This is a genomic window from Pseudarthrobacter sp. O4, assembly GCF_050157025.1.
Lineage (GTDB): Bacteria > Actinomycetota > Actinomycetes > Actinomycetales > Micrococcaceae > Arthrobacter.
In genome coordinates, this window is sequence record NZ_CP189591.1 from 1,112,746 (window position 1) to 1,134,046 (window position 21,301).

At 64.8% G+C, this 21,301-nt stretch carries 20 protein-coding genes; 1 reads left to right on the forward strand and 19 read right to left on the reverse strand.

Features of this window, described 5'->3' with window-relative positions:
* Position 1: 1 nt before the first annotated feature.
* The 10 genes from atpD to ACQCSU_RS05080 all read right to left on the reverse strand — a co-directional run bounded on the left by atpD (position 2) and on the right by ACQCSU_RS05080 (position 8,927).
* Entirely contained in the window at positions 2–1,456 is a 1,455-nt protein-coding gene (gene atpD, locus ACQCSU_RS05035; RefSeq protein WP_426978592.1) for a F0F1 ATP synthase subunit beta, read from the reverse strand.
* Positions 1,457–1,537: 81 nt separating this feature from the next.
* On the reverse strand, positions 1,538–2,428 hold the full coding sequence (locus ACQCSU_RS05040) for a F0F1 ATP synthase subunit gamma (protein WP_426978593.1): 891 nt from the start codon (positions 2,426–2,428) through the stop codon (positions 1,538–1,540).
* A 76-nt stretch (positions 2,429–2,504) separates the two neighbouring features.
* On the reverse strand, positions 2,505–4,142 hold the full coding sequence (gene atpA, locus ACQCSU_RS05045; RefSeq protein ID WP_426979717.1) for a F0F1 ATP synthase subunit alpha: 1,638 nt from the start codon (positions 4,140–4,142) through the stop codon (positions 2,505–2,507).
* 87 nt (positions 4,143–4,229) lie between these two features.
* Entirely contained in the window at positions 4,230–5,054 is an 825-nt protein-coding gene (locus ACQCSU_RS05050; protein WP_426978594.1) for a F0F1 ATP synthase subunit delta, read from the reverse strand.
* Complete coding sequence (locus ACQCSU_RS05055; RefSeq protein WP_426978596.1) at positions 5,054–5,611, reverse strand: F0F1 ATP synthase subunit B; 558 nt, start codon at positions 5,609–5,611, stop codon at positions 5,054–5,056. The genes ACQCSU_RS05050 and ACQCSU_RS05055 overlap by 1 nt, the downstream gene beginning before the upstream one ends.
* Positions 5,612–5,664: 53 nt before the next feature.
* Positions 5,665–5,883: an ATP synthase F0 subunit C gene (atpE, locus tag ACQCSU_RS05060; protein WP_003804776.1), complete on the reverse strand. Its 219-nt coding sequence runs from the start codon at positions 5,881–5,883 to the stop codon at positions 5,665–5,667.
* 77 nt (positions 5,884–5,960) lie between these two features.
* Positions 5,961–6,761, reverse strand: a complete 801-nt coding sequence (gene atpB, locus ACQCSU_RS05065) for a F0F1 ATP synthase subunit A (protein ID WP_426978597.1) — start codon at positions 6,759–6,761, stop codon at positions 5,961–5,963.
* Between the two features lie 91 nt (positions 6,762–6,852).
* The gene (locus ACQCSU_RS05070) at positions 6,853–7,194 is read right to left on the reverse strand and encodes a hypothetical protein (RefSeq protein ID WP_426978598.1); all 342 of its coding nucleotides are present in this window, start codon (positions 7,192–7,194) and stop codon (positions 6,853–6,855) included.
* Positions 7,187–7,672, reverse strand: coding sequence for a hypothetical protein (locus ACQCSU_RS05075; protein ID WP_426978599.1), 486 nt, complete (start codon positions 7,670–7,672; stop codon positions 7,187–7,189). The genes ACQCSU_RS05070 and ACQCSU_RS05075 overlap by 8 nt, the downstream gene beginning before the upstream one ends.
* Before the next feature lie 130 nt (positions 7,673–7,802).
* Positions 7,803–8,927 (reverse strand): MraY family glycosyltransferase, encoded by a 1,125-nt coding sequence (locus ACQCSU_RS05080; protein ID WP_426978600.1) that lies wholly within the window; start codon positions 8,925–8,927, stop codon positions 7,803–7,805.
* 296 nt (positions 8,928–9,223) lie between these two features.
* Between ACQCSU_RS05080 and ACQCSU_RS05085 the strand changes: the two genes are divergently transcribed.
* On the forward strand, positions 9,224–10,120 hold the full coding sequence (locus ACQCSU_RS05085; protein WP_426978601.1) for a glycosyltransferase: 897 nt from the start codon (positions 9,224–9,226) through the stop codon (positions 10,118–10,120).
* On the opposite strand, the gene ACQCSU_RS05090 is transcribed toward ACQCSU_RS05085, so the two are convergent.
* From ACQCSU_RS05090 to lysA, 9 genes are all read right to left on the reverse strand, one after another.
* Complete coding sequence (locus tag ACQCSU_RS05090) at positions 10,117–10,890, reverse strand: WecB/TagA/CpsF family glycosyltransferase (protein WP_426978602.1); 774 nt, start codon at positions 10,888–10,890, stop codon at positions 10,117–10,119. The genes ACQCSU_RS05085 and ACQCSU_RS05090 overlap by 4 nt on opposite strands.
* Positions 10,887–11,636, reverse strand: coding sequence for an L-threonylcarbamoyladenylate synthase (locus ACQCSU_RS05095; protein WP_426978604.1), 750 nt, complete (start codon positions 11,634–11,636; stop codon positions 10,887–10,889). Before ACQCSU_RS05095 ends, ACQCSU_RS05090 begins: the two co-directional genes overlap by 4 nt.
* Before the next feature lie 15 nt (positions 11,637–11,651).
* Positions 11,652–12,548, reverse strand: a complete 897-nt coding sequence (gene prmC, locus ACQCSU_RS05100; protein ID WP_426978605.1) for a peptide chain release factor N(5)-glutamine methyltransferase — start codon at positions 12,546–12,548, stop codon at positions 11,652–11,654.
* 19 nt (positions 12,549–12,567) lie between these two features.
* Positions 12,568–13,641 carry a peptide chain release factor 1 gene (gene prfA, locus ACQCSU_RS05105; protein WP_354239597.1) on the reverse strand — a complete coding sequence of 358 codons (1,074 nt, stop codon included), beginning with the start codon at positions 13,639–13,641 and terminating at the stop codon, positions 12,568–12,570.
* Between the two features lie 248 nt (positions 13,642–13,889).
* Positions 13,890–16,049, reverse strand: a complete 2,160-nt coding sequence (gene rho / locus ACQCSU_RS05110; protein ID WP_426978607.1) for a transcription termination factor Rho — start codon at positions 16,047–16,049, stop codon at positions 13,890–13,892.
* Between the two features lie 325 nt (positions 16,050–16,374).
* Entirely contained in the window at positions 16,375–17,361 is a 987-nt protein-coding gene (gene thrB, locus ACQCSU_RS05115; RefSeq protein WP_426978609.1) for a homoserine kinase, read from the reverse strand.
* Positions 17,362–17,363: 2 nt separating this feature from the next.
* Positions 17,364–18,470, reverse strand: a complete 1,107-nt coding sequence (gene thrC / locus ACQCSU_RS05120; protein WP_426978611.1) for a threonine synthase — start codon at positions 18,468–18,470, stop codon at positions 17,364–17,366.
* On the reverse strand, positions 18,471–19,787 hold the full coding sequence (locus tag ACQCSU_RS05125) for a homoserine dehydrogenase (protein ID WP_426978612.1): 1,317 nt from the start codon (positions 19,785–19,787) through the stop codon (positions 18,471–18,473). It abuts the gene before it with no gap.
* Positions 19,788–21,299, reverse strand: coding sequence for a diaminopimelate decarboxylase (gene lysA / locus ACQCSU_RS05130; RefSeq protein WP_426978613.1), 1,512 nt, complete (start codon positions 21,297–21,299; stop codon positions 19,788–19,790). It abuts the gene before it with no gap.
* Between the last annotated feature and the right edge of the window lie 2 nt (positions 21,300–21,301).

Here is a 21,301-nt window from a genome sequence, read left to right on the forward strand (position 1 = left end):
ATTACTTGGTCTGTTCCTGGATCTTGGCCCACTGGCGCTCGACATCGTCCAGGCCGCCGATGTTGAAGAACGCCTGCTCTGCAACGTGGTCGAGGTCGCCGTCGCAGATCGCGGTGAAGCCTTCGACCGTGTCCTTGATGGAAACGGTGGAGCCCTCGACGCCGGTGAACTGCTTGGCGGTGTAGGTGTTCTGTGAGAGGAACTGCTGGATGCGGCGTGCACGCGACACGACGATCTTGTCCTCTTCGGAGAGTTCGTCAACGCCGAGGATGGCGATGATGTCCTGGAGTTCCTTGTTCTTCTGCAGGATCTGCTTCACGCGGACGGCCGTGTTGTAGTGGTCGTTGCCGATGTACTGCGGATCCAGGATGCGGGAGGTCGACGCCAGCGGGTCAACGGCCGGGTACAGACCACGGGAGGCGATTTCACGGGAAAGTTCCGTGGTCGCGTCGAGGTGTGCGAAGGTCGTGGCCGGAGCCGGGTCGGTGTAGTCATCTGCGGGGACGTAGATGGCCTGCATCGAAGTGATGGAGTGGCCCTTGGTGGACGTGATGCGCTCCTGGAGGAGACCCATCTCGTCTGCCAGGTTGGGCTGGTAGCCCACGGCCGACGGCATGCGGCCGAGGAGGGTGGAAACCTCGGAACCTGCCTGGGTGAAGCGGAAGATGTTGTCGATGAAGAGCAGCACGTCCTGGTTCTGCACATCGCGGAAGTACTCCGCCATGGTCAGTGCGGACAGTGCCACACGCAGACGCGTTCCCGGCGGCTCATCCATCTGGCCGAATACAAGGGCGGTGTCCTTGAGGACGCCTGCCTCTTCCATTTCAACCCAGAGGTCGTTGCCTTCACGGGTACGCTCGCCGACACCGGCGAACACCGAGGTGCCACCGAAGTTGCGGGCAACACGGGTGATCATTTCCTGGATCAGCACGGTCTTGCCGACACCGGCACCACCGAACAGACCGATCTTGCCACCCTTGATGTACGGGGTAAGAAGGTCGATCACCTTGATGCCGGTTTCCATCATCTCGGTGGAACCCTCGAGCGTCGCGAAGGCGGGAGCCTTGCGGTGGATCGGCCAGCGTTCGGTGATCTCGAGTTCGGACGCGGGCACGTCAAGCGGCTGTCCCAGGACGTTGAAGATGTGACCCTTGACGACGTCGCCGACGGGCACGGAGATGGGGGCTCCCGTGTCCACCACAGCGGTGCCGCGGACCAGGCCGTCGGTTGCCTGCAGGGCGATGGCGCGGATGACGTTGTCACCGAGGTGCAGGGCGACCTCGAACGTGATGGTCTTGGTCTCACCGTAGAGAGTAATCTCGGTGGTGAGGGCGTGGTAAATCGAGGGGATTGCGTCAGCCGGGAATTCGACGTCGACAACCGGGCCAATAACACGTGCAATACGGCCGGTAGCACCGGTCGTTGCGGCTACGTGTTCGGTAGCAGTGGCAGTCATCTCTCTCACTTCACTCAGTAGATGGCGTGGGGGTTAAATTCATTCTTTGGTGCAGGTACAGCTGGATCCGAACCGTGCTGGCTAGGACGCGTTCAAGGCGTCGGCGCCGGCCACGATTTCGGAAAGCTCCTGCGTAATTTCAGCCTGGCGGGCAGTGTTGCGCAGACGCGTGTACTTCTTGATGAGGTCCGTGGCGTTGTCGCCGGCGGACTTCATCGCCCGCTGGCGGGAAGCGAGCTCCGAAGCTGCTGCCTGCAACATGGCGGCGAAGATCCGTGATTCGATGTAGCGCGGCAACAGAGCATCGAGAACCTGCTCCGTTTCCGGCTCGAATTCGTAGAGCGGAAGGAGGTCCGATTCGGACGCCTTCTCTTCAACCACCTCGAGCGGGAGGAGACGGACAACCGTCGGCTCCTGGACAACCATCGACTTGAAGCGGGTGTACACGACATGGATCTCGTCGACGCCGCCCTCTTCATAGGCAGCCGCAAAATCAGCCAGCAGTGCCTCGCCGACTTCCTGCGCGGTAATGAACTCCGGGGAGTCCGTGCCGCCGGTCCATACCCGCTCGTAAGGACGGTTCCGGAAGTCGAAGTACGCCTGTGCCTTGCGGCCCACCAGGTACGTCTTGACTTCCTTGCCTTCCCCGTGAAGCAGCTCGTTGAGGCCTTCCGCCTGCTTGAGCACGCTCGCCGAGTAAGAACCTGCGAGGCCACGGTCCGAGGTGATTACCAGGACGGCGGCCCGGCGGATCTGCTCCGGCTCGGTGGTCAGCGGGTGGTCGATTTCGCTCTGGCTTGCGACAGCAGAAACGGCACGCGTGATCGCGTTTGCGTAAGGCAGTGAAGCTGCTACGCGTGCGCGGGCCTTGCCGATGCGCGAGGTAGCGATCAGTTCCATCGCCTTGAAGATCTTGCGCATCGACGTCGTCGAGCTGATCTTCTGGCGGTAGACCCGGATCTGGGCTCCCATACTTATCCTTTCCTAAGATCCCGATGGCCGGGACTGCCGGAACCCGGTGGGGCCCCGGCAGTCCCTGCCAGCGAAACTAGCGCTTCTGCTTGACGATTTTTTCCTGGTCGACCTGCGCCTCGTCGATGGGGGCGTGCTCCTCGTGCCCCGCACCTACCAGGTAGCTGTCCCCCTCGCCGAAGAAGCCCTTCTTGAAGTCCACGATCGCGGTCTTCAGTGCTTCCGCAGTGTCATCGTCCATGACGTTGGTCTGGGCCAGCGTCGTCAGGATGGAGGACTTGTGCTTGAGGTGCTCCAGGAACTCGGTCTCGAAGCGGTTGATGTCCTCAACCGGAACCTCGTCGAGGTGGCCGTTGGTGCCGGCCCAGATGGAGACGACCTGGTTCTCAACCGGGAACGGCGAGTACTGGCCCTGCTTGAGCAGTTCCATCAGGCGTGCTCCGCGGGTCAGCTGCTGGCGCGATGCGGCGTCGAGGTCCGACGCGAACATGGCGAACGCCTGCATGTCCCGGTACTGGGCCAGTTCCAGCTTCAAGGTACCGGAGACCTTCTTCATGGACTTGACCTGGGCGGCGCCACCAACACGGGAGACGGACACGCCCACGTCAACAGCGGGACGCTGGTTGGCGTTGAAGAGGTCCGACTGCAGGAAGATCTGGCCATCGGTAATGGAGATCACATTGGTCGGGATGTAGGCGGAAACGTCGTTTGCCTTGGTCTCGATGAGCGGCAGGCCGGTCATCGAACCTGCACCGAGTTCGTCGGAGAGCTTGGCACAACGCTCCAGCAGGCGGGAGTGCAAGTAGAAGACGTCACCCGGGTAGGCTTCGCGTCCCGGCGGGCGGCGGAGCAGCAGCGACACAGCGCGGTAGGCTTCGGCCTGCTTGGAGAGATCATCGAAGACGATGAGGACGTGCTTGCCGCCGTACATCCAGTGCTGGCCGATTGCCGAGCCGGCGTACGGTGCCAGGTACTTGAAGCCCGCGGGGTCGGACGCGGGGGAAGCCACGATGGTCGTGTACTCCAGTGCGCCGTTGTCCTCGAGGGTCTGCCGGACAGCTGCGATCGTGGATGCCTTCTGGCCGATGGCCACGTAGATGCAGCGCACCTGCTTCTTGACGTCTCCCGAAGCCCAGTTGGCCTTCTGGTTGATGATCGTGTCGATGGCAATTGCCGACTTGCCGGTCTGGCGGTCACCGATGATCAGCTGACGCTGGCCGCGGCCGATCGGGATCATGGCGTCGATAGCCTTGAGGCCGGTCTGCATCGGCTCGTGGACCGACTTGCGCTGGGTCACGCCGGGCGCCTGGAGTTCCAGTGCACGGGTTTCGGTGGTCTTGATTTCGCCGAGGTCGTCAATGGGCTCGCCCAGCGGGTCAACAACACGGCCGAGGAAGGCGTCGCCCACCGGCACAGACAGAACCTGTCCGGTGCGGTGAACTTCCTGGCCTTCTTCGATTCCGGTGAAGTCACCGAGGATGATGACGCCGATCTCGCGGACGTCGAGGTTCTGGGCCAGGCCCAGCGTGCCGTCTTCGAAGCGAAGCAGCTCGTTCGCCATGACCGAGGGAAGGCCCTCAACACGGGCGATGCCGTCACCTGCGGTTGTTACACGGCCGACCTCTACGCGCTCTGCGTTTCCGGGTTCGTAGGACGCCGCGAACTCGTTCAACGCAATACGGACGTCGTCGGCGTTGATGGTCAATTCGGCCATCTGCAGTCCCTGCTCTCCTGTTTTCGTGATCATCGTTGCTCACGATGACCGGGGTTTCGTTTCGTTAAGTTGTGCTTGTCCGGCTAGCTAAGCAAGCTGACGGTGAAGCTGGCCCAGGCGGGCAACAACCGAAGCGTCAACCACTTCGTCACCAACCTGGATCCGGATGCCACCGATCAGCTCCGGGTCAACGTTCATGTTGATCTTAAGCTCTCGCCCGTAAAGGGCGTTCAGAGCCGCGTGCAAGCGACTGGCCTGTGTCTCCGTCAGCGGACGGGTGACGCCGACCGTAGCAATCCAGCGCTGCTGGCGCTTTGCTGCAAGCTCAGCGAAACGACGCACGAGCTTGGTGACCTTGAGGCCGCGGGGCTGCGAGACTGCCTGTCCGATAAGGACTTTCGCTTCCTCGCTTGCACCGGGAACAAGCTTTTCGGCGAGGGAAATCTTGGCAGCCGGGCTCGCCTGCGGCTCTGACAGGGCACGCTGTACCTCGTGGTTTGACTCGACGGCCTGGCTGAAGGCGAACAGATCGTTCTCCAGCGCTTCCAGGCCGCTGATTCCCGAGGCAGAGATGGCCGACTTGTTTTCAGCAACGGCGATTACCACCGAAGCGGCAAGAGTCTCGAGTGCATCGCCGATATCCCGTGCCGCTGCCCAGCGTGAGCTGGCCAGTCCGCTCGCAATTTCCGCAGCATCCGCGGAGACTTTTCCGCCGAAGAGCTGCTTGACCAGCGCCGACTTTTCGTCACCGCTACGGGACGGGTCAGTCAGGGCGCGGCGCAAGCCAGCCGAGCTGTCCACCGTTCCCAGGATTCCGAAGAGGTCCTTAGCCAACTGCAGCGATGTGCCAGGAAGCTTGGCTTCCAGCGACACCAGGGCTGCGGCCAGCGATTCGCTCGATACACCTGCCATTACTTGGCTGCACCTGCGTTCTGGGTCTCCAGATCTGCCAGGAAGCGGTCAACCACACGGGCCGAACGCGCGTCATCGCTGAGCGCCTCGCCGACGATGCGACCTGCCAGGGTGGTGGCCAGCGTGCCTACCTCCGCGCGGAGGGACACTACGGCCGCCTGACGCTCGGACTGGATCGCCGCGTGTGCCTGCGCCGTGATACGGGCAGACTCTGCAGCTGCCTTCTCCTTCAGATCCGCCAGGATCTGAGCGCCTTCGGCACGGGCTTCCTCGCGGATGCGGTTGGCCTCGGCACGGGCATCAGTGAGCTGCTGCTTGTACTCTTCGAGGGCGGCGGATGCCTCTGCCTGGGCCTTTTCAGCCTTGGCAATGCCGCCTTCAATGGCCTCGGCACGCTCTGCGAAGGTCTTCTCGAACATCGGGACAACAAACTTGACCACGATGTAAAAGAGGACAACAAAGCCGGCGAGGACGACGCCCATTTCCCAGGGATTGGGAACGAGCGGGTTGGCCGCCTCGGCGCCTTCTGTGGCGGCTGAGATGATCATTTGATGCATAATTCACCCGTCCTTATCTACTCGGTTCTGGATGTTCGCTTGGTTCTGAAGGTTTACTTGAGAACGAAGGCGAAGACCAGGCCGAGGATGGCGAGGGCTTCAGTCAGCGCGAGGCCAAGGAATGCAATCGGCTGCAGTACGCGCTGCGCTTCCGGCTGGCGTGCCACACCGTTGATGTAGGCAGCGAATACGAGACCAACACCGATACCACCGCCGATGGCGGAGAGGCCGTAGCCGATGAGGTTGAGGGAGCCGTTGATGGAGCCTTCCATTTTTTTCCTTTCAAGATGCCATCTATGTGGCAGGTTGTTTGGTTGCTTCGTCCCCGCGAGGGGAAGTTTGTGGGTGCCTAGTGGCTGTCCGCGTGCAGGGCGCCTTCGATGTAGATGGCGGTCAGCAGCGTGAAGACGTAGGCCTGCAGCGCCATGATCAGCGCTTCCAGCATGTACATGGCGATCGAGCCGGCCAGTACGAGTACGGAGGCGCCCTTCAGGAGCACGCTCTCCTGCATGACGAGGAATTCGATTCCGGATCCCGCGATCATGACGATGAGGTGGCCGGCCAGCATGGTGGCGAACAGACGGAGGCTGTGCGTGACGGGACGGACCAGGAAGTTGGAGATGATCTCGATCGGGATCACAATCGGCAGGATGTACCACGGAACGCCGGAAGGAACGGTGGCCAGCTTGAAATACCTGAGGCCGTTCTTCTTGATGCCGATGCCGATCCAGGTGACATACACGATCGCTGCGAGCACATAGGCTCCGCCGACGTGCGAGAAGCTCGGCAGCTGGATCAAGGGGATCGCGCCGTAGATGTTGTTCACCAGGATGAAGAAGAAGAGGCTGAACAGCAGCGGGACGAACTTCATGAAGTCTTTGCCGCCGATGATGTCCTTGGCAATGCTGTTGCGGACGAAGCCATAGGCCATCTCGCCTGCGAACTGCAGTTTGCCGGGAACCAGCTGCTGCTTCCGCGCAGCTAGCAGAAAGAATGTGGCGATAATAACGACCGACAGGATTACCAGCAGCATCTGCTTGGAGAATCCGTCTGCCGCGCCCCACGGCAGGATTGCCGGCAGGTGCAGTTCTTCAATTCCAGGAGGAGTGAACTCTCCTGAATTTTGGGCCGGGAGCGCAAGCGCGATCAACGCGTTTCCTCTCTGCAGTGTCCATCATTGGGCGTTGGTCGGGGACCGGCGACATTCCTGTCAGCCATTCCCCCTGTGAAATTGTTTGGCATTACTGTTCCTCGTCCTTGGACGGGCCACGTGCAGCATTGTCCCCGCCAGCCGAATTAGCCGAACTGGTGAGGCCGTGCATATGAGAAAGATAGAACCCTCCCGCGGCTCCAAGCAGAGCGCCTGCGAGCACAATCCAGCGGGTTCCCCACAGATTATCCAGACCCCACCCTATCAAACTCCAGACGACGATTCCGCCAACAATGTAGCTGAAGACGGCTATCCCGGCGTTGTATCCGCCGTCCCTGCCGTTCTCGGATACACCGGGGGCGCCGGCCGTGGTTTTGGGGGCATCGGGCTTGGTTCCGGGCTTGGTTTTGCGTCCGGCTTTGCGGCTAAACATCGGTGCCGCCTTCTGTGTTTTCGGGGTCGTTATAGATCTGAAGCCGCGCCTTGCTGAAGCCATAGATCTCTGCCGCCTGCCAGAACACCACGGTCACGACGGCGCCGATCAGGAACCAGCGGCCGTGCAGCCACGCCGGCGCCCCAATGGCGAAAAGAACGACGGCAAACCCGACGACCTTGACGAAGTAGGTCGCGACGAAGAGGCCGATGGCTCCGGAGGGGTTGTTGCGCCCCGCTATGTGGCCGATCAGCAGACTGATGGCGAAAAACGCCATCACCAGGGCTCCCCCGAAAACGCACGACAACATGCCGGACGCGCCGTTGAACAGGAAGGCGGCATTTCCTGCCAGCACCAAGGCGCCGCCTGCAACGGCTGAACTCATGGCCAGCAACCGTAACCACAGGGACTTTGTGGGGCCGGAGACACCAACAGGTCCGGTGCCGGACGCGGGTCCGGGATCGGCGTCGGAGGTCATAAGATCCCAATCGTCGGGGGTGGGTGCTGGTCAGGATGGCGCGGCGACTGGCCGCTCCTGAATTCTACAGCAGATAGAAATTATTCGGAAAAGGGTGTCAGCATCCCGGTCCGCTGTACATTTCCGCGGTTCACTCCTGCGTCCCTGTCACCTGTCCGGGGGCGCGCTGGCGGAGGTAGGGCCAGGCCGTCACCACGGCCATGATGGCGGTGGCTGCCGCGTCGACGGCCACCACGATCTGCCAGGGGAAGATGGCAAAGGCCAGTCCCCCGAAGGCCAGGATGCAGGTCCACAGGTACATCAGTACCACCGCACCCCGGTGCGAGTACCCGATGTCCAGGAGTTTATGGTGCAGGTGTCCGCGGTCGGCAGACCACGGCGAACGGCCCAGGGCCGTGCGCCGCACCACCGCCAAGCTCAAGTCCAGCAGCGGCAGGAACAGCACGGCGAAGGGCAGGAGAATCGGGATGATGGTGGGGATACCGTTGGCACGGTCGTAGAGCCCGGAGCCGATCTGCCCGGTGGACACGACACCGGCCGAGGCCATCAGCAGGCCGATCAGCATGGCCCCGGAATCGCCCATGAAGATCTTCGACGGAAACCAGTTGTGCGGCAGGAAGCCGACGCAGCTGCCGACCAGCACGGCGGTCAGCAGTGTCGCAAGATCGGACTTGTCCAGCACGTCCGAGTTGCGGTGCACCCAGTAGGCCGTGAGGAAAAATGCCGCACCCCCGATGATCGCGACCCCTGCGGCCAGGCCGTCCAGGCCGTCGATGAAGTTGAAAGCGTTCATGGTGGTCACGATCAGCCCGGCTGTCAGGATGATGACCAGCGTCGGGTTCTCGACCACGATTGGCTCGGGGATGAAAGGGATGATTGTCATCCGGACACCCCAGATCGCCACGACGAGCGCTGCGGCGCTTTGGCCGATCAGCTTCACCCACCAGCGCAGGTCCAGCAGGTCATCTGCCACTCCCACCAGCACAATCACGGCCGCACCCGCCAGGATCCCCCAGGGCGCGTCGTTGTTCCGGAAGATGTCCTTGACGAAGAAGGACTTGCTGGCGATGAGCAGCGCGACGAGGAATCCGGCAAAGATGCCCAGGCCGCCGAGCCTGGAGATCGGGGTGGAATGCATGTCGCGGCTGCGGATGGGCGAGAACAGTTCCAGCTTGTTGCCGACCAGGCGGGCCCCCCACGTCGCCGCATAGCTCACGACCGCGGCTGTCAGGGCCATGAGCAGGTACATAATCACGGCAAAGCCACCTGCCCGGAGACGTCAGCGCACGCGGCACCCGGCTGCACATTTCGCAGCCACGGTGTCCGTAGCGGGTTTGGGGAGGGGGGTGACGCGAATGGCCGTGGGACTGTCTTTCGGTAAATGAAACTTCTCCGTCGCCGGGCTCAGGGCAGGCAGTGCGTAGTGCCTGACAGGGCTGTATTACAGTGGACTCTAGTCAAGATACTAATGCCAACGGCCACCTGTCTTCGCGTCACACGGCCCCTCGCCGGCGGGAAAAACACTGCCGGCCTGCTGAAAGGACCCCCGCGATGACCCTGTCGGTTGCAGTTGCCGCCGTGACGTTTGACCGTCCCCGGGAGCTGGCGGTTCTGCTGAACGCCATCAACAACCAGACGGCTCCGGTGCACTCCATTTGCCTCGTCGACAGCGGCACGGTGCCCGCCCGGGACGTCGCAGAAGCACACGGCAACGTGGATTATGTGCGGTCCGAAGCCAACCTCGGAGGGGCCGGCGGCTTCTCCCTCGCGGTTCTCAAGGCGGTTGCCAGCGGGGCGGACTGGATTTGGATGATGGACGACGACGCCGAACCGGCCGATGCCCAGTGCCTCGCCACCCTGCTACGGGAGGCTGAGGCCCGGAATCTCGACGCCGTGGTCCCGCTCGTGGTTGCCCCCGGGCACCCGGACCGGCTGTCTTTCTTCTTCCGTCTGGACGGCAAGGTCACCCATGAGCGGGCCGAACTGGAAAAGGTCGGGTTCCTCCCGGATGACGGACACTTCTTCAACGGCGCCCTCATCCGTTCCGACGTGTTCTTCAAGGTGGGGCTGCCTGATATGCGCCTCTTCATCCGCGGCGACGAAGTGGACTTCACGATCCGGTTGCGGAAGGCAGGCATCCGCTTTGGCACCGTGACGACGGCGGCGATCATGCACCCCCACGCGTTAGCTGAGACCAAGCATGTCTTCGGTGCCCGCTGGCACGTGATCGTTCCGGAAACCGCCTTCAAGCGCTACTACTACTACCGCAACCGCGGCTACCTCATCCGCCGCTATTTCCGCGTCAAGTCCCTTGTCGCGGATGTCGGCGGTTACCTCGGGTACTTCCTGCGCCGCGGTGATTTCCGCGGTCTGGCAGACTGGTTCCGGGCGTTTTCCACTGGCCTCCGCGGCAAGGGCTTCGGGCCCCTGGAGGACCAGAAGTTCTAGCGTTTGCCGCGTAGCCGCCGGCGACGCCGGATCAGCAGTCCCAGCAACACCCAGGGTTCGCCGAAAACGCGATACGCCACGCGCTTCGGGTGCAGCAGTAGCCGCCAGGCCCATTCCAGTCCGAGGCGTCCGATCCAGCGCGGTGCCAGTTTCTGGATCCCCGCAATCTGCTCGATGGCTCCGCCCACGGTGCAGTACACCGCCGGGGGCAGGGACGGGAGGCTGCGGTGGAGTACCTGCTCCTGCAGGGGCATTCCGAGTCCCAGCAGCACCAACTGTGGGCGGATGCCCTCCAGCCACGCGATGGCCTTCTCCTCCAGCTCTTCGTCCCAGCCCTCGCCGGGCATTCCGTCCACCTGCGCATGCGGGACGACGTCCTTGAGCCGCGCCACGGCCTGGGCGTTGGCCACGCTGCCGGCCCCGATGATGGCGATGCGTTCGAGTCCCTCGACGTGCGCCAGCGCAGGGATCCAGTCGGTAGAGCCCAGCCGGTAGTCCATGGCACGATCCTTGGCGCCGTCGCCTTCCAGGCTCTTGGCCCAGAGCCACAGCACGGGGGCGCCATCGATGAGCACCACGTCGCTCTGCTCGTAGAAGGAACGGAATATTGGATCGGAATGCAGCAACGTGACGCTGTGGAGGTTGTGGCCCACTACGGTCCTGGTGCTGCCCTCGGCGATGAACCGGTCGAGGACGTCCGTCAGTTCGACGACAGTCAAGGGTGTCGCGTCCACCTCGAGAACGGGGACGTGCTGCCGGTGCAGGGTCATGCGGTGCCGGGACCTTCGACGGATCGGGACGGGTCATTCTCCGGCCCGGCGGTGGCTCCGGTGTCGGGAGTCTCTTCAGGGGCGTTGCCGTCCACGTCCAGCAATCCGGGGACCACTTCGCGCAGGCGTTCCAGGCTGATCGCGCCCTGGCGGACCACCCGCAACGGCAGTGCGGTGGCGTCAACGATCGTGGAAGGCAGGGCATCGGCACCTTTGACAGGCCGGTGTCCGTCTTCAAGGTAGACCTCGACGGACTCCGCGAGCTGTTCCTCGGCCTCCGCGGCGGTCTGCGCTGCCGCGTGTCCCGTGCGGTTCGCGGAAGACACCGCCAGGGGTCCGGTGATCGTGAGGAGGTCCTGTGCGATGTCGTCGGCCGGGATCCGGAGCGCCACGGTACCCTTGGTCTCCCCGAGATCCCAGTCCAGCGAGGGCTGGGCATGCAGGATCAGGGTCAGCCCGCCGGGCCAGAAGGCCTCGGCGAGGCGCCGGGCCTCGGCCGGGACGTCGGTGGCGAGGCCGTCGAGGGCATTGAGCCTGGGGATGAGCACGGGCGGCGGCATCTTCCGGCTCCGGCCTTTGGACGCCAGCAAAAGGGTCACGGCCAGGGGCGAAAAAGCATCGGCGGCGATCCCGTACACGGTGTCCGTGGGAAAAACCACGCACTTGTGTTCCCGGATGGCCCGCTGCGCGTGCTCAAGTCCTGCGGCGCGCTGCTCAGCTGCCGTGCAATCGTAGCTAGTCGTCACTGCCCTATTCTTTCATCACTGCCGGGCCGCTCTGACCGCTGCGCCCCGGGCCGTCAGGACCGCGCTCGTTGCGCGTTCCTTGCCGTTGAGGTCCAGGTGCGTGGTCACCTCGGACCACACGCCGGAACTGTTCATCATCCCAGCTATCCAACGCGCCTGGACCTCCGCGTGTTCCATCACGAAGTAGCCGCCGACTTTCAGCAGCCGCGCGGCGGAGGCCGCCGCCGCCGTCGGAAGTTCCATGCCGTCCGCTCCCCCGCCGTAGAGCGCCTCGGGGGGGTCGTGCAGCGCCACTTCCGGCTCGTTCGGGATGGCTTCGGCGGGGATGTACGGAGGGTTGGAGACGACGACGTCGAAGCTGCCGTTGTGCTCGGGAAGGGCATCGCGCAAATCGCCACGCACCAGTGTGACCCCGAGCGGCAGCAGGTTCTTCGCCGCCCACGCGTGCGCGAACTCGCTGAATTCCACCGCGTGGACGTCGGCGCCGGGCACCTCGTGGGCGATCGAACCGGCAATGGCGCCGGATCCGGTGCCCAGGTCCACCACTTTGGGGTGCGCCAACCCGTCCCTGCCTTTGAGCCAGTCCAGCACCAGCTGCACCACGGATTCGGTTTCCGGCCGCGGGATAAACACGCCGGGACCGACGGCAAGTTCGAGGTAGCGGAAGTGCGCCACGCCCGTGATGTGTTGCAGCGGGATCCGCTGCGCCCGCTCGGCAACGAGATCGGCATAGCCCTCCGGCGCCGGGGAGTCGCCGAGCATCAGCGCGCGCAACCGGCCGAGCCCGACGCCGAGGAGGTGCTCGGCGAGGAGTTCGGCGTCGACCCGCGGGCTGGGCACCCCGGCGGCAGCCAACACGGCTGTCGCCTCGCGGACTGCTTCCGCAAGGCTCAGCCCCGGGCCATCTGTCATCAGCAACGGTACCTGGGGCTTATTCGCCGATGGCGTCGAGCCGGGACTGCTCGTCCAGCTCGATGGCCGACTGGATCACCGGTTCCAGATCGCCGTTCATGACCTGGTCCAGGTTGTAGGCCTTGTAGCCGGTGCGGTGGTCCGCAATCCGGTTTTCCGGATAGTTGTAGGTGCGGATGCGCTCGGAGCGGTCCATGGTGCGGATCTGGGACTTGCGCTGGGCCGAGTTCTCAGCGTCGATCTGTTCCTGCTGGTGCGCCAGGATGCGGGCGCGCAGCACGCGCATGCCGGCTTCGCGGTTCTGCAGCTGCGACTTCTCGTTCTGCATGGCCACCACGATTCCGGTGGGAAGGTGGGTGATGCGGACGGCCGAGTCGGTGGTGTTGACCGACTGCCCGCCCGGGCCGGACGAACGGTAGACGTCGATCTTGAGATCGTTCTGGTTGATCTCGAGTTCCTCGGGCTCATCCACTTCGGGGAGCACCAGCACGCCGGCAGCCGAGGTGTGGATACGGCCCTGGGATTCCGTCACGGGGACGCGCTGCACGCGGTGCACGCCGCCTTCAAACTTGAGCCGCGCGTAGACGCCCTCGGCGGGGTCGTTCGAGTTGCCCTTGATGGCCACCTGCACGTCCTTGTACCCGCCGAGGTCCGATTCGTTGGCCGAAATCATTTCAGTCTTCCAGCCGCGGGATTCCGCGTAACGGGTGTACATCCGCAGCAGGTCAGCGGCGAACAGGGCAGCCTCGTCACCGCCTTCACCGCCCTTGACCTCGAGGATGACGTTGCGGGCATCGTCCGGATCCCGCGGGATCAGCAGCCGCCGCAGTTTCGCGGCCGCCGTCTCCAGCGCAGCCTCCAGCTCGGGCACCTCCGCGGCAAACTCCGGGTCCTCGCCCGCCATTTCCTGAGCGGCCGCCAGGTCGTCCTGGATCCCGTGCCAGGCATGGTACGCCTCGACTATGCCGTTCAGCTGTGCAGAACGCCGCCCCAGTTTCCGGGCCAGCCGCTGGTCCGCATAAACAGCCGGATCCCCAAGCTGCGCCTGGATAGCATCATGCTCATCCAACAGCCCCTGTACGGACTCAAACATTTTCAAAACCTCTTTCGACTCTCTCAAGTCTAGTAACGCGACAGCGAAGGTGGGCAAACAGCGAAGCCGTTCGGTTTTCTGCCGCCCCGGGAGTGGCATCGGGCCTGCCGGAGCTGGGAGGCCTGCGATCGAAGATCGCAAGCCTCCCAGCGTAGGGGCGGGGGCGGCAAAAACCGAACGGCGAAGGCGGGGGCGGAATCCCGCACGGCTAACCGCGCGAGATTTCCGGCACCCCGCCTTGGACTCAGCTACTTGTCGTTATCGGACTTCGCACCAAGCGTCGTCTTCTGCACCTGCATGAGGAACTCGACGTTGCTCTGGGTCTCCCGGATCTTGTTGGTCAGCAGTTCAAGGCTCTGCTGCGTTTCGAGTCCGGACAGGACACGGCGCAGCTTCCACATGATCTTGACTTCCTCGGGGGAAAGCAGGTTTTCCTCACGGCGGGTACCGGACGCGTTGACGTCCACGGCCGGGAAGATGCGCTTGTCCGCGAGCTGGCGGGACAGTCGCAGTTCCATGTTGCCGGTGCCCTTGAACTCTTCGAAGATGACCTCGTCCATCTTGGAGCCGGTCTCGACGAGAGCGGTTGCCAGGATGGTCAGCGAGCCGCCGTTTTCGATGTTGCGGGCTGCACCGAAGAAGCGCTTCGGCGGGTACAGCGCTGCGGAGTCCACCCCACCGGACAGGATGCGGCCGGAGGCCGGCGCTGCCAGGTTGTAGGCGCGGCCCAGGCGGGTCATGGAGTCGAGGAGCACCACGACGTCCATGCCCATTTCCACGAGGCGCTTGGCACGCTCGATGGAGAGCTCGGCCACGGTGGTGTGGTCGTCGGCGGGACGGTCGAAGGTGGAGGCAATGACCTCGCCCTTGACGGTGCGCTGCATGTCCGTGACTTCTTCGGGACGTTCGTCAACGAGCACCATCATGAGGTGGACCTCAGGATTGTTGATGGTAATGGCGTTGGCGATGGACTGCAGGATGAGCGTCTTGCCGGCCTTCGGCGGCGAAACGATCAGGCCGCGCTGGCCCTTGCCGATCGGGGCAACCAGGTCGATGACGCGGGGGCCGATCTTCTTGGGGTCCGTCTCGAGGCGCAGGCGCTCGGACGGGTACAGCGGGACGAGCTTCGCGAATTCGACGCGGTCCTTGAGTTCCTCGGGCGTCTTGCCGTTGACCGAGGTGATACGGACCAGCGCGTTGAACTTCTGGCGGGCGGACTGCTGGCTGCGGTCTTCCCCTTCACGCGGTGCACGGATCGCACCGACGACGGCGTCGCCCTTGCGCAGGTTGTACTTCTTGACCTGGGCGAGGGACACGTAGACGTCGTTCGGGCCCGGCAGGTAACCGGAGGTGCGGATGAACGCGTAGTTCTCCAGCACGTCAAGGATGCCGGCGACGGGCAGCAGGACATCATCCTCGGTGACCTCGACGTCGTCGACGTCCGGTCCCTGGACGCGTCCCCGCCGGCGGTCGTTGCGGTCGCGGAAGCGGTCGTTGCGCGAGGTGTTGTCGCGGCTGTCCCGGCTGTCCTGGCCACTGGAGCGGTCATTACGGTCGTTGCGGTCCCGACGGTTACGGCGGTTACGGCGGCTTCCGCCGTCGCTGTCATCGTTGTCGCGGAGGTTTTCACGGCTGCCGGCGGTGTCGTCGCGGCCGCCACGGGTGCGGGTGTCGCGGCGCTGGCCGTCTTCGCTGGGCTCGCCCTGGCGCTGTTCACGCTGTTCGCGCTGCTCAGTGCGCTGTTCACGCTGCTCTGTGCGCTGTTCACGCTGTTCAGTGCGCTGTTCAGTGCGCTGTTCACGCTGTTCAGTGCGCTGCTCGGCGGCGGGCTGTTCGGCCTGGGCCTCGACGGCAACCTGGCCAGCGGCCTCGGTGGCCTGGCCTGCGGCTTCGCCACGGCGGCGATTGCGGGTGCGCGGCTGGCGGGTGCGGTCGGCGCCTTCGGTGGCCTGCCCGGCAGGGGCAGACTCGGCAGGGGCAGTCTGGGTCTCCGCCGGGGCTGCAGCGGCCGGAGCCGTGATGACGCCGTCGCTGCCGGCGCGGCGGCTGCGACCACGTCCGCGGGCACGGGTGATTTCCTGGGCAGTCGCTTCCGGTTCGGCGGCGACTGCAGGCGCAGCGGCCGGAGCCGCGGCGCGGGCAACGGTGCCGTTGTCGCTCGCCTTTTCAGAAGCACGGGCCGGAGCCTTGCTCACCGGAGTGCCCGCACGGTGGGCCGAAATGGCTGAGACCAGATCGCCCTTGCGCATGCGGGATCCGCCTGAAATACCAAGCTGGCTGGCAAGCGCCTGCAGCTGGGCGAGCTTGAGGCCTGCAAGGCCGCTGCTCTTGGCGGGTGCGGCCGTTGACGATCCGGCAGCAGAAGATGATGTTTCCACAGCTGAAGACAGCTCAGTGGTTTCGGTCACGAAGGATCCTTCCCCCTCGACGGCGTCCAGACTGGGAGCTGGACGCGATGATTTGATCTGGGCTGCAGTTCAGATCTGCAGCCGGGATTTCGGCCCTGCCGGATGGATATCGGCCAGCAAGGCCGGATACTGCGTTACACCTAGCGCGTTCCGAAATTAAGGAACGGCGGGCTGACATTTCAGGGGTGCAGAGAAAGTTTCCGCTGATTCCTGCGTCAGACCAAAAGCAGGTGGCACCGGAGAGCATTGCGCAGTAAAAGATGAGAGAGGCAACTTGGCCAACATCGCGGTCATATGCACAGTTGCTAATTTACCGCCTGCGTGATTACCGCCGGTGCACTTCCACTTTAGCACCTTCGACGTCCACGGCCAGCTTCATCACTCGCCAAGCGACCTCCGGCGTGTTGTCTGCGGCATGGGAGCCGATGAAGTCGACGATCGTCCCGGCTTCCGCTTCCCCGTCGGCAAGGACCAGCACCGTGGGTCCCGCTCCGGAGACGACGGCGGCGTGGCCGGCGTGGCGCAGGGCTGCGATCAGCTCTGCGCTGGGCCGCATCGCCTGGGCACGGTAGCTCTGGTGCAGGTAATCCTTCGTGCCGGGCAGCAGGAATTCGGGCTTTTGCGTCAGCGCATGGATCAGCAGGGCCGCCCGGCCCGAATTCATGGCCGCGGCGTGGTGGCCCACCGAGGCCGGCAACAACGCACGCGCCGCTTCCGTGGAGAGCTCAAAATCCGGAACGGCGACGACCGGAATCACCGAATCCGCGACGGTGGCACAAGTGCTGCTGTACTGGTCACTGTCCTGCCACGACAGCGCCAATCCGCCGAATATGGCAGGTGCGACGTTGTCCGGATGGCCTTCCATTTCACTCGTCAGCTGCAGGATCCAGTCCTTGCCGCGCCGGGACGCCCCGGGGACCAGCGCATTCGCAGCCGTCACCGCCGCGACCACGGCGGAAGCAGAAGAGCCCAGCCCGCGGCCGTGCGGATTGACATTGTCGGCTGTGATCCGCAGTCCGTCGTGCCGGTAGCCCAGGCGGTGCAGGGCCTCGGTGATGGCCTTGACCACGAGGTGGCTCGCGTCCCGCGGCAACGTTTCCGCGCCCTCGCCGCTGAGTTCGAACTCAAGCTCACCGCTGGCCAGGGTTTCCACCGTCAGCGTGTCGTGCAACGACAGCGCTAGTCCCAGGCTGTCGTAGCCGGGTCCCAGGTTCGCGCTGGTGGCCGGCACCCTCACGGTGACCAGTTGACCGGCCGGTACGGCCGGCGCGTCGGCGGGAGACTCGGCCGGGATCGTGAGCGTGGTTTCCAAGGCTATTTTTCTTCCAGTCCCAGTGCGGAGGCTACCGTGACGACGTCGTTGGAGACCTTTACGGGCTCAACGTCGCTGCCGTCCTCGGTCCGGAGGGCCCACTGCGGGTCCTTCAGGCCGTGCCCGGTGACGGTGATGACGATCGTCTTCCCGGCGGGAACTTCCCCGGCGGCGTGCTTCTTGATCAGTCCCGCAACCCCGGCAGCGGAGCCGGGCTCCACGAAGACGCCTTCGCGGGCGGACAGCCAGCGGTGCGCTGACAGGATTTCCTCGTCGGTCACGGCCTCGATCACGCCACCGGACTCGTCCCGTGCTGCAATAGCGGTATCCCAGGACGCGGGGTTGCCGATCCGGATCGCCGTCGCGATGGTGTCGGGTTCGGTGATGGGATGGCCGGCGACGAACGGTGCCGCGCCGGCGGCCTGGAAGCCCCACATCACCGGGGTCTTCGTGGCCACGGGGGCCAGGGTGCCGGCCGTAGCCGACTCGAACGGTGCCGAGTACTCCTTGTAACCCTTCCAGTACGCGCTGATGTTGCCAGCGTTGCCCACCGGGAGGATGTGGTAGTCGGGGGCGTCGCCGAGGCAGTCGACAACCTCGAAAGCGCCGGTCTTCTGCCCCTCGATCCGCGCTGGGTTGACGGAGTTGACCAGGAACACCGGGTAGGACTCCCCCAGCTTGCGGGCGATGTCCAGGCAGACGTCGAAGTTGCCGTCGACCTGCAGCAGCGTGGCTCCGTGCGCGATCGCCTGGCTCAGCTTGCCCATGGAGATCTTGCCTTCGGGCACGAGCACTGCGCACTGGAGTCCGGCCGCCGTCGCATAGGCCGCGGCGGACGCGGAGGTGTTTCCGGTCGAGGCGCACACGACGGCCTTGGCGCCGGCGGCGACGGCGGCCGTCATGGCCATGGTCATGCCGCGGTCCTTGAAGGAACCGGTCGGGTTCATGCCCTCGACCTTGAGGTAGACGTCGCTGCCGGTCAGCTCGGAGAGGTGCCGGGCGTGCACGAGCGGGGTGCCGCCCTCGCCCAGGGTGATGACCTTCGTTGCCTCGGTGACAGGCAGACGTTCAGCGTATTCGCGGATGACACCGCGCCATTGGTGAGCCACTTAGACTCCTTCTACCCGCAGTACGGATGTAACGGAATTGATAACGTCCAGGCCCTTCACGGCCTCGACGGTGGCTGCCAGTGCAGCCTCGCTTGCACGGTGCGTGACGATCCGCAGCTCCGCTGATTCGACCTTGGAATCGGCATCGCGGTGGATGGTCTGCCGCATGATTTCAATGGAGACGCCGTGCTCCGCGAAGAGCTGGGCGATTCTGGCCAGCACGCCGGGCTGGTCCGCGACGTCGAGGCCGATGTAGTAGCTCGTGACGGCGGCATCGATGGGCAGGGCGGGGACGTGGCCGGTGGTGGTTTCGGTGCGGCCGGGGCCGCCGAGGACCAGCCGTCGGGCGGCGGACACGAGGTCGCCCATCACCGCTGACGCCGTCGGGGTGCCGCCGGCGCCCTGGCCGTAGAACATCAGTTCACCGGCATTTTCGGCTTCGATGAAGACGGCGTTGAACGCGCCGCGGACGGCGGCGAGGGGGTGTTCGCGCGGCAGCAGGGTGGGATGCACGCGCACGGAGACGCCGGTGGCACCGCCTGCGGCAGTCAGTTTCTCGGCGATCGCGAGCAGCTTGATCACAAACCCGGCGTCCTTCGCGGCGGCAATGTCCGCCGCGCTGACCGAGCTGATGCCCTCGCAGTACACGTCCTCCAGGGCGAAGCGGGTGTGGAAGGACAGCGAGGCGAGGATGGCGGCCTTCGCGGCGGCGTCGTGGCCTTCGACGTCGGCCGTAGGATCCGCTTCCGCGTAGCCCAGGCGCTGGGCCTCGGCCAGGGCATCGGCGAACTGCGCGCCGGTGGAGTCCATCTGGTCCAGGATGAAGTTGGTGGTGCCGTTGACGATTCCGAGCACCCGGGTGATCCGGTCACCGGACAGGCTGTCCCGGATGGGGCGCAGGATGGGGATGGCCCCGGCCACGGCGGCCTCGTAGGACAGCTGGACGCCGGCCTTGTCCGCTTCCTCGTAGAGGGTCGGGCCGTCCTGTGCCAGCAGGGCCTTGTTGCCGGTGACCACGCTGGCTCCGTGGCGGATCGCGGTGAGGATCAGGGTGCGGGCGGGCTCGATGCCGCCCATCAGCTCGATCACCAGGTCGGCGTCCTTGACCAGGGTCTCGGCGTCGGTGGTGAACAGCTCGTGCGGCAGTTCGACGTCGCGGGGCGCATCGACATTCCGGACGGCGATGCCGCCCAGTTCCAGGCGGGCCCCGGTGCGGGAGGCCAGCGACTCGGCGTCGTCAATGAGAATCCGCGCAACCTGGGCCCCAACGTTGCCACAGCCCAGCAGGGCTACTTTCAGGGTTCGCAATTCGGTCATTCAGACTCCCATGTCGCGGTTCAGCAGATCTTGTTCGGTTTCCCCGCGGACAATGAGCCGGGCAGATCCATCGCGCACAGCGACAACGCCCGGCCGGGCCAGATAGTTGTAGTTGCTTGACAGGGCCCAGCAGTAGGCGCCGGTCCCCGGTACAGCGAGCAGATCACCGGCTGCCACGTCCTCGGGCAGATATACATCTCTAACAACTATGTCGCCGCTCTCGCAATGTTTGCCCACCACTCGGGACAGCTGTGGCGCCGCGCCGGAGGTCCGGGAGGCCAGAATTGCCGAGTAATCCGCGTCGTACAGCACCGGACGGGCGTTGTCGCTCATGCCGCCGTCCACTGACACATACCGGCGCGGGTACGTAACGTTTTCCGGTTGGGTTTCGAGCGTTTCTGCTGTTCCGGCGGACGGCGCGTCGACCCGCACGGTCTTGAGGGTGCCGACTTCGTACAGTGTGAAGGTGCTGCTGCCCACGATCGCGCGGCCCGGTTCGATCGAGATCCGCGGGGCGGTGATGCTGAGCTCGGCACATTTGGAGCGGACGACGGCGGCCATCGCCTGGGCGATCTCGGCGGCCGGTCGAGGCGTGTCCACGGGGGTGTAGGCGATGCCGTAGCCGCCGCCCAGGTCCAGTTCCGGGAGCACGATGGAGTACTTGGCCTGCATCGCGGCAAGGAAGTCCAGCAGCTTCTCCGCCGCGAGGGCGAAGCCGTCCGGCTCGAAGATCTGCGAGCCGATGTGGCAGTGCAGGCCCAGGAGTTCAACGCTCCCGTAGCCCGACGCCGCGGCCACGGCCTCCTCGGCCGCGGACAGGCCGGCCTGCTCCGTGGAGTCCCCGGCCATGGAAAGGCCGAATTTCTGGTCCTCATGCGCCGTGGCGATGAACTCGTGCGTATGGGCGTGCACGCCGGGGGTGAGCCGCAGCAGGACCTTGGCGGTTTCGCCCCGTGCTGCGGCGATCGTGGCAACGCGGTCGAGCTCCACGAGGCTGTCCACGACAATCCGGCCCAGTTTCATGTCCAGGGCACGGTGGATCTCGGCGTCGGACTTGTTGTTGCCGTGCAGCGCGACGTCGGCGCCGGGAATACCGGCACGTGCCGCGACGGCGAGTTCCCCGCCGGACGCGGTGTCCAGGCGCAGACCCTCTTCCTCCACCCAGCGGACCACTGCGGTGCACAGGAAGGATTTCCCGGCGTAGTAGACGTCCACTCCCCCGCAGATGTCGGCGAAGGCGTCGTTGAACGCGTCGGAGAAGGCGCGGGCCCGGGCCCGGAAGTCGTTCTCACTCATGACGAACAGCGGCGTCCCGAACTGGCGCTGGAGCTCGCTGACCGCAACGCCGTCGAGGGCGAGTTCGCCGTCGTCGTTCCGGGCAGCGCCGGCAGCCCACAGGGGCTCATGCAGGGCGTTGAGGTCCGTAGGGACCTGCAGCCAATCCGGCGCAAGCGGCGAGCCTGCAGTACCGGTGTTGCGTGAGCTGGCAGATTTTCCTGAAGCAGCGGCCATGG